Source organism: Phenylobacterium sp. (assembly GCF_031181185.1).
In the GTDB taxonomy this organism is placed as follows: Bacteria; Pseudomonadota; Alphaproteobacteria; order Caulobacterales; family Caulobacteraceae; genus Phenylobacterium.
On record NZ_JAPSKZ010000188.1, the window covers coordinates 1 to 6,788 of the forward strand.

At 72.7% G+C, this 6,788-nt stretch carries 7 protein-coding genes; 3 read left to right on the forward strand and 4 right to left on the reverse strand.

The window, feature by feature from the left end:
- A partial coding sequence (locus tag RIF93_RS17365) for a cation:proton antiporter (protein ID WP_309092710.1) occupies window positions 1-1,048 on the reverse strand: 1,048 nt, incomplete at its 3' end.
- Window positions 1,049-1,128: 80 nt separating this feature from the next.
- On the opposite strand from RIF93_RS17365, the gene RIF93_RS17370 reads away from it, so the two are divergent.
- The 3 genes from RIF93_RS17370 to RIF93_RS17380 are packed head-to-tail and all read left to right on the forward strand — an operon-like array spanning window position 1,129 to window position 4,084.
- On the forward strand, window positions 1,129-1,548 hold the full coding sequence (locus RIF93_RS17370) for a DUF2946 family protein (RefSeq protein ID WP_309092711.1): 420 nt from the start codon (window positions 1,129-1,131) through the stop codon (window positions 1,546-1,548).
- Between the two features lie 53 nt (window positions 1,549-1,601).
- Window positions 1,602-3,647 (forward strand): TonB-dependent receptor, encoded by a 2,046-nt coding sequence (locus RIF93_RS17375; RefSeq protein ID WP_309092712.1) that lies wholly within the window; start codon window positions 1,602-1,604, stop codon window positions 3,645-3,647.
- Complete coding sequence (locus RIF93_RS17380) at window positions 3,635-4,084, forward strand: copper chaperone PCu(A)C (RefSeq protein WP_309092713.1); 450 nt, start codon at window positions 3,635-3,637, stop codon at window positions 4,082-4,084. The genes RIF93_RS17375 and RIF93_RS17380 overlap by 13 nt, the downstream gene beginning before the upstream one ends.
- A gap of 263 nt (window positions 4,085-4,347) precedes the next feature.
- Here the strand turns inward: RIF93_RS17380 and hisG are convergent, their stop codons facing one another.
- The 3 genes from hisG to RIF93_RS17395 form a co-directional block, all read right to left on the reverse strand.
- Window positions 4,348-5,328: an ATP phosphoribosyltransferase gene (hisG, locus tag RIF93_RS17385; RefSeq protein ID WP_309092714.1), complete on the reverse strand. Its 981-nt coding sequence runs from the start codon at window positions 5,326-5,328 to the stop codon at window positions 4,348-4,350.
- The gene (locus tag RIF93_RS17390) at window positions 5,325-6,452 is read right to left on the reverse strand and encodes an ATP phosphoribosyltransferase regulatory subunit (protein ID WP_309092715.1); all 1,128 of its coding nucleotides are present in this window, start codon (window positions 6,450-6,452) and stop codon (window positions 5,325-5,327) included. Before RIF93_RS17390 ends, hisG begins: the two co-directional genes overlap by 4 nt.
- Window positions 6,452-6,788, reverse strand: a 337-nt coding sequence (locus RIF93_RS17395; RefSeq protein ID WP_309092716.1) for a His/Gly/Thr/Pro-type tRNA ligase C-terminal domain-containing protein, incomplete at its 5' end; no start/stop codon positions are given. The genes RIF93_RS17390 and RIF93_RS17395, both read right to left, overlap by 1 nt.

Here is a 6,788-nt window from a genome sequence, read left to right on the forward strand (position 1 = left end):
CGGCCAGCAGCAGCGCCGCCTCGAGCGCCGAGCGGGTCTTCAGGCCGAAGGCGCGCGCAAGCCCGAAGACGACCGCGGTGTTGAAGGCGATCATGGCGATCGCCGCGCCAATGATCACCAGGGGGCGTTCCAGCAGCAACGGGACGTTCAGCTGGATGCCCACCGAGATGAAGAACAGGCCGAGCAGCAGCCCTTTGAACGGCTCGACCCGCACCTCGACCTCGTGCCGGAACTCGGTCTCGGCCAGCAGCAGGCCAGCGATGAAGGCGCCAAGCGCCATGGAAAGGCCGGTGAGCGCGCTGACCAGGCCCGAGCCGATGACGACCAGCAGGCAGGCGGCGACGAACAGCTCCTCGCTCTTGGCCTTGGCGACCGACCGCAGCATAGGCCGCAGCAGGAGGCGGCCCAGGACGAACATCAGGACCACCCCGGCGATGGCGGGCAGGAACGACAGGACCACGCGGCTGAGCAGCGATTCGCCCGTGCCGCGCGCCAGCAGCGCCAGGGTGACGAGGATCGGCGCCACGGCCAGGTCCTGGAACAGCAGGACCGAGAACGTCGCGCGGCCGGCCTGGGAGTGCTGCCGCTTCTGGTCCGAGAGGATGGGCATGACGATGGCGGTCGAGGAGAGCGCGAGGGCCGCCCCGATGGCGAGGGCGGCGATCGGCGGCTGACCGACGAGGAAGGCGACGCCGGCCGTGGCCGAGAGGCAGACGGCCACCTGCAACGCGCCCAGGCCGAACACGTACCGTCGCATGGCCCTCAGGCGCTCCCACGACAGCTCCAGGCCGATGGTGAAGAGCAGGAACACGACGCCGAGTTCGGCCAGCTGGGCCAGCTCGGCGGGGTTGTCGATGGTGATGGCCGACAGCCACTGCAACTCGTCGGACAGCCGCCCCAGGCCATAGGGCCCCAGCAGCACGCCCGCGCCAAGGAAGCCGAGGATGGGGCTGATGTTCCAACGCCGGAAGAGCGGGACCACGACGCCGGCGGTCGCGAGGAACAGGACGACGTCCTTGTAGGCGCCGGCTTCGACGTGGCCTTCCATCATGTCTCCAGGTTGCGCGGCGCACTATGGCGCCCCGCGGGCGCTTGCGGAATCCCAGGTTCGGTTTACAGGCCTCCGGCGTGAACCTGCCGGCAGACCAGGCCCTGAGCGCACGCGCCGAACGCCGGGCGATGATCGCCCTGATGGCGGCGTTCGCCCTGCTGGCCCAAGCCCTCGTGGCCACGCCCGCCATGGCGATGGCGATGGGCGGGCCGGCCAAGGCGCACGGGTCGCTGGGCGAGGCCGTCGCCATCTGCACCGACCACGGCCTGCAGACGATCACGCCCGACGGTGGGCCGCCCGCGGACGAGGCCGGCGGGTCCTGCGGCCACTGCGTCTGCCCGGCGACCGTGGCCCTGGCGCCGCCCGCGCCGACCGACGCCGCGCCGCGCATCCCCCATGTGGAAACGCGCGCGCCGAAGATCCCCACCGCCTTGCCGCCGCCCGCGCGCGGCCCGCCCCGCCCCTACGGCCAGGGACCGCCCGCTCCGAACGCCTGACGACGCCGCCGGCGCGCTCGCGCCCGTCTGAACCGTTCGGAAAGCCAAGAGAGATGTCATTGAAGAGACGCGCCCTGCAGGGCGCACTGCTGCTGGGCGCCGCCTGGCCAGCGCTGGCGCACGCCCGTGAGGCGCCCGCCAGCGTCGAAACCGTTATCGTCACCGCCCGCCCCGACCCCGACGACCCGGCGGTGGTGCGGGACGCCCGCCGCCGGCTCTCGGAGTCGCCGGGCGCCGTCTCGGTCATCGCCCAGGAATCGTTCGAGCGGCGGTTCAGCGTCGCCCTGGACGACGTGCTGCGCGACACGCCCGGGGTCTTCGCCCAGAAGAAGTGGGGCGGCGACGTACGGATCTCAATCCGCGGCTCAGGCCTCGGCAACGCCAACCACAACCGCGGCCTGCTGATCGCCCAGGACGGCGTGCCGCTGAACGAGGCGGACGGCTTCGGGGACAGCCAGGCGGCCGACCCGCTGAACACCCGCTTCGTCGAGGTCTATCGCGGCGGCAACGCCCTGCGGTTCGGCGGCGCCCTGCTGGGCGGGGCCATCAACATGGTGACGCCGACGGGCCGCACGGCCGGGTTCGAGACCCGGGTCCGAGTCGACGGCGGCAGCTTCGGTCTCCTGCGGGAGCACGTGGCCGTGGCGGGCGAGTTCGGCGACTGGGACGTCTATGTGTCGGGGACCAACCAGACCGGCCAGGGCTGGCGGCCGCAGAGCCAGCAGAACCTCCAGTTCGGGGCGCTGAACGTCGGCCGCAGCTTCGGCGAGGACCGCGAGGTGCGGTTCATCGTGAACGGCTCGAACATCAAGCAGGAGATCCCCGGGGCGCTGACCCGGGCGCAGTTCGAGGCCGACCCGCGGCAGGCGGCGCCGGGGAACTATGCCAACGACCAGGGGCGCGACCAGCGGGGCCTGCGGGCCTCGCTGCGCACCCGTTGGCGGCTGAACCCGGGCGCGGTGTTCGAGGGCGCGGTCTATGGCGTCTGGAAGGACCTGGACCACCCGATCTTCCAGGTGATCGACCAGGAGAGCCGCAACTGGGGCGCCTTCGGGCGGATCGACTGGGACGGCGAGATCGCCGGCCGCCGGGCCGACGCGTTCGGCGGCGTCTGGCTGCGCACCGGCGACCTGGACTCCAACTTCTACCGGAACCTGAAGGGCGCCCGCGGCGCGCCGACCTCGCGGACGCTGCAGAACGCCGATGCGGTGGACGTGTTCGGCGAGGCGCGGATCTTCGTCAGCGACCGGCTGGCGCTGGTGGGCGGAGCGACCTGGGGCAAGGCGTGGCGGGACTACCGCAGCTTGGCCGTGCCGGGGACGGACACCCGCGACTTCCAGGCGGACAAGACCTACGACTGGATCGCGCCCCGCGTCGGGCTCCTGTGGGAGGATGAGGGCGGCGCGCAGGTGTTCGCCAACCTGACCCGTTCGGTCGAGCCGCCGAACCTGTCGTCGATGTCGCCGACCAACGCCGGCTTCGCGCCGGTGAAGGCCCAGAAGGCCTGGACGGCCGAGGTCGGGACGCGGGGGCGGAAAGGCCCGCTGACCTGGGACCTGACGGTCTATCGCGCCTGGCTGAAGGACGAACTCCTGCAGTACGTGGTGGATGCCGACACGCCGGCCTCGACCTTCAACGCCGACGAGACGGTCCACCAGGGCCTCGAGGCGGCGGTCGACTGGCAGGTGACGCCCAGCCTGCGGCTGCGGCAGAGCTGGACCTGGTCGGACTTCCGGTTCGTGGACGACGGCGACTACCAGGACAATCGGCTGCCGATCGTGCCCGAGCACCTCTACCGCGCCGAGCTGCGCTATGAGCACCTGGCCGGCTGGTGGATCGCGCCTTCGCTGGAGTGGCAGGCGTCGAAGGCCTGGGTCGACTTCGAGAACACCACCCGGACGCCAGCCTATGCGGTCTGGAGCCTGGGCGGCGGCTGGCGGGCGAGCGATCGCGTCAGCCTCTTCGTCGACATCCGCAACGTCGCGGACAAGACCTATATCTCCAACGTGCAGGCGCAGGTGGAGGCGAGCGGCGCCAGCGCCGCCTATTGGCCGGGCGACGGCCGTTCCGTGTTCGGAGGCATCACATGGACCTACTGAAGATCACCCTGGCCGCTGCCCTGACGCTGGCCGCGGCGCCGGCTGCGGCCGCGCCCCAGGTGAGCGGCGCCTGGAGCCGGCCGGCGGCGGCCGGCACGACGGGGGCCGGCTTCCTGACCCTGGCCAACCCCGGGCGCACCGCCGACGCCCTGGTGGCGGTGGAGACGCCCCTGGCGCGCAAGGTGGAGATCCACCGCTCGACCATGCGCGGCGGGGTCAGTTCGATGCAGAAGCTGGAGCGGGTGGACCTGCCGCCGGGCGGCCGCGTCGTGTTCGCGCCGGGCGGCCACCACCTGATGCTCCTGGGCCTGAAGCAGCCGCTGAAGACCGGGGACAGGGCGCCGGCGACCCTGGTGTTCGCCAGCGGCGCGCGGGTGAAGACGACGTTCGAGGTGCGGATCGCGCCGCCGTCGGCGGCGGGCGAGCACCACCACTGAGGGGGCTCCAGTTTTGACGATTTCGTCAAAACAACCGGGGTCCGGAAAAAGATTCGGCCCGCTGAGGGGGATAATCTCAGCGGGCCGTCTTGAGCAGTCGCTCTGATTGAGCGGGCGTTTCCTCCCCGAAACGCCGGAGACCTCCGGACTAGCGCCTTCATGTCTCTCGCCACATGACAGAACGGCAATTTTCTGCCCGAGTCAACGGCCCCGCCTAGCGTTCCAGGCACGGCGCGATGAGAAATTCGCGATCGTACGAAAATTTACACCGTCTTTTTGACGTTTCCGCCAAAAGTGCTCGCCTTCAGGGTGTCGAAGGCGGGGCAGCTCACGTCGAAGACGAATTCCGGCCGCGCGGCGGTCACCGGACCGAGATCCGCGGCCGTCAGCGCCTGGGCGGCGTCGGCGATCTGCCCGACGTCGACCAGCAGGCCGTTGGGCCGGCGAGAGGCGCCGCGGGCGACCAGGACCTGGACCACCGCCTCTTCCGCCGCATCGCCCCGGGCGGGCCAGATCAGGGTGGCCGAACGAAGGGCCGCGGACCTGGCCTCGATCACCCGGAGCAGCCGTTCGGCGGCCGACAGCGCCGTGTCGCTCCACCGGGCCCGCAGGCTGGCGGCGAACTGGGCCTGGCTCTTCAGGATCACGCCGTCGGCGAGCACCTTCAGCCCGTTGGCGGCCAGCGTGGCCCCCGTGGTGGTGATGTCGACGACGAGCTCGGCCGAGCCCGCGGCCGGGGCGCCTTCGGTCGCCCCGCCCGATTCGGCGATGCGGTAGTCGACGACGCCGTGGCGGGCGAAGAAGGCGCGGGTCTGCGAGAGGTACTTGGTGGCCACCCGCATCCGGCGGCCGGTGCGGGCGAGGAACTCGTGGGCCACCTCCTCGAGGTCAGCCATGGCCTCGACGTCGAGCCAGCTCTTGGGCACGGCCACGACGAGGTCGGCGCGGCCGAAGCCCAGGGCCTTCAGCAACAGGACGCGCTGTTCCAGGTCCTCGCCGCGTTCGCGCAGCAGGTCCTCGCCGGTGACGCCGAGGTGGACCTCGCCCGCGTCCAGCGCCTCGGCGATGTCGCCGGCCGAGAGCAAGCGCACCTGGGCGTCGGGCAGGCCCTTGAGGCCGGCCATGTAGCCGCGGGCGCCGCCCGTGACGGCGAGCGGCAGGCCGCAGTCGGCCAGCCAGGCCTCGACCTGCTCCTTCAGCCGGCCCTTGGAGGGGACGGCGATGATGAGGGGCTCGTTGGTCATGCCTCGCCTCCGTTCCAGGCGCGCCAGGGGCGGACCATGCAGCCGACGGCGCGGGCGGGCTTGCCGCCAAGCCGCGCCAGCAGGCCGTCGTAGCGGCCGCCGACGGCGACCGGACGGTCGGGGCCCAGCGCCTCGCTCAGCACCTCGAAGGTGAGGCCGTCGTAGTAGTCGAAGGCGTGGCCCAGGGCGGGCGCGAAACGCATCCGGTGCGGGTCGGCGACCTTGGCCAGCGCCTCGAGGCGCCGCGCCCAGCCCCCCAGCGCGGCCTTCAGCGCCTTGTCCTTGCGACCGGCGAGCTCGCCCACGCGCGCCAGCGCCGCGTCGGGGGAATCGTCGATGGCCATGAAGGCGCGGATGGCGGCCGCCTGGTCCTCGGTCAGCGCCGGGGCCTGGGCGGCCTCGGCCTTGCGCACCAGCCGGGCGGCGATCTCGGCGGGCCCGCGGCCGCCGACCGGCTCGACGCCGGCCAGGGTCCAGACCTCTTCGAGAAGGGCGCCGGCCTGGGCTTCCGAAAGGCCCGACAGGATGGCGGCCAGCGAGCCGCCCGCCGGGGCCGCGGCTTCGCCGACGCGGGCCAGTTCGGCCTGCAGCAGGCGCGGCCGGCCGGCGACCCGCTTCAGCCGCGCGGCCAGGGCGTCGGCCAGCGAGAGGCTCTCGATGAATGGGCCAAACAGGCCGACGTCGCCCAGGCGCAGCATCAGGTCGGCGCGGCCGCCCGCGAGGGCCGAGCGCCAGGCGAGGCCCGCGATCTCGGCGTCTGCCGGTTCGGCGGGACTGGCCTCGGGCGCGAACAGCTCGAGCCCGACCTGCAGGAACTCCTCCGGCCGCTCGGCCCCGGCCGATGCGCGGAAGGCGGTCCCCTCGTAGACGTAGCGGCCCTCGGGCTTGCCCCCGTCCACGTGCTGGCGGGCGATGGCGACGGTGAAGTCGGGGCGCAGGCAGGCCTCGGATCCGCCCTCGGCTTGGACCACGAACAGGCGCGCGCGCATGGCCTCGCCCGCCAGGTCCAGCAGGAGGTTCAGCGGCTGCAGCAGGGGCGCGTCGGCGCGCGCGGCCCCGGCGGCCTCCAGGGGCGCGCGGATGGCGGCCAGGGCCGCCTCCGGGACGGGCGGCTCGACGCGCATCAGCCGGCGTCCAGGATGCGGCGCAGCGCCGGGACCAGCTCGGCCCGCGGGATGGTCTGCTGGCCCGGGCGCTGCTCGCGCCAGGCGGCGTTGTCCGACACCTTGCTGGCCAGCTCGCGGCCGAGGTCCAGGTCCTTCACCGTGACGGTGCCGGCGGCGAGCTCGTCCTCGCCGACGATCACGGCGGCGGGCGACAGGCGCCGGTCGGCGTACTTCATCTGGGCCTTCATGCCGGACTGGCCGAGATAGACCTCGGCCGGGATGCCGGCGGCGCGGATCTCGCCGGCCAGCGCGAAGTAGTCGCCCATCCGGGCCTGATCGAAGGCGATGACCACC

Excerpts from the sequence above, each read along its gene's own strand:
- RIF93_RS17375 (WP_309092712.1), top strand. The coding sequence starts at position 1,602 with ATGTCATTGAAGAGACGCGCCCTGCAGGGCGCACTGCTGCTGGGCGCC.
- RIF93_RS17380 (WP_309092713.1), top strand. The coding sequence starts at position 3,635 with ATGGACCTACTGAAGATCACCCTGGCCGCTGCCCTGACGCTGGCCGCG.
- hisG (WP_309092714.1), bottom strand. The coding sequence starts at position 5,328 with ATGACCAACGAGCCCCTCATCATCGCCGTCCCCTCCAAGGGCCGGCTG.
- RIF93_RS17390 (WP_309092715.1), bottom strand. The coding sequence starts at position 6,452 with ATGCGCGTCGAGCCGCCCGTCCCGGAGGCGGCCCTGGCCGCCATCCGC.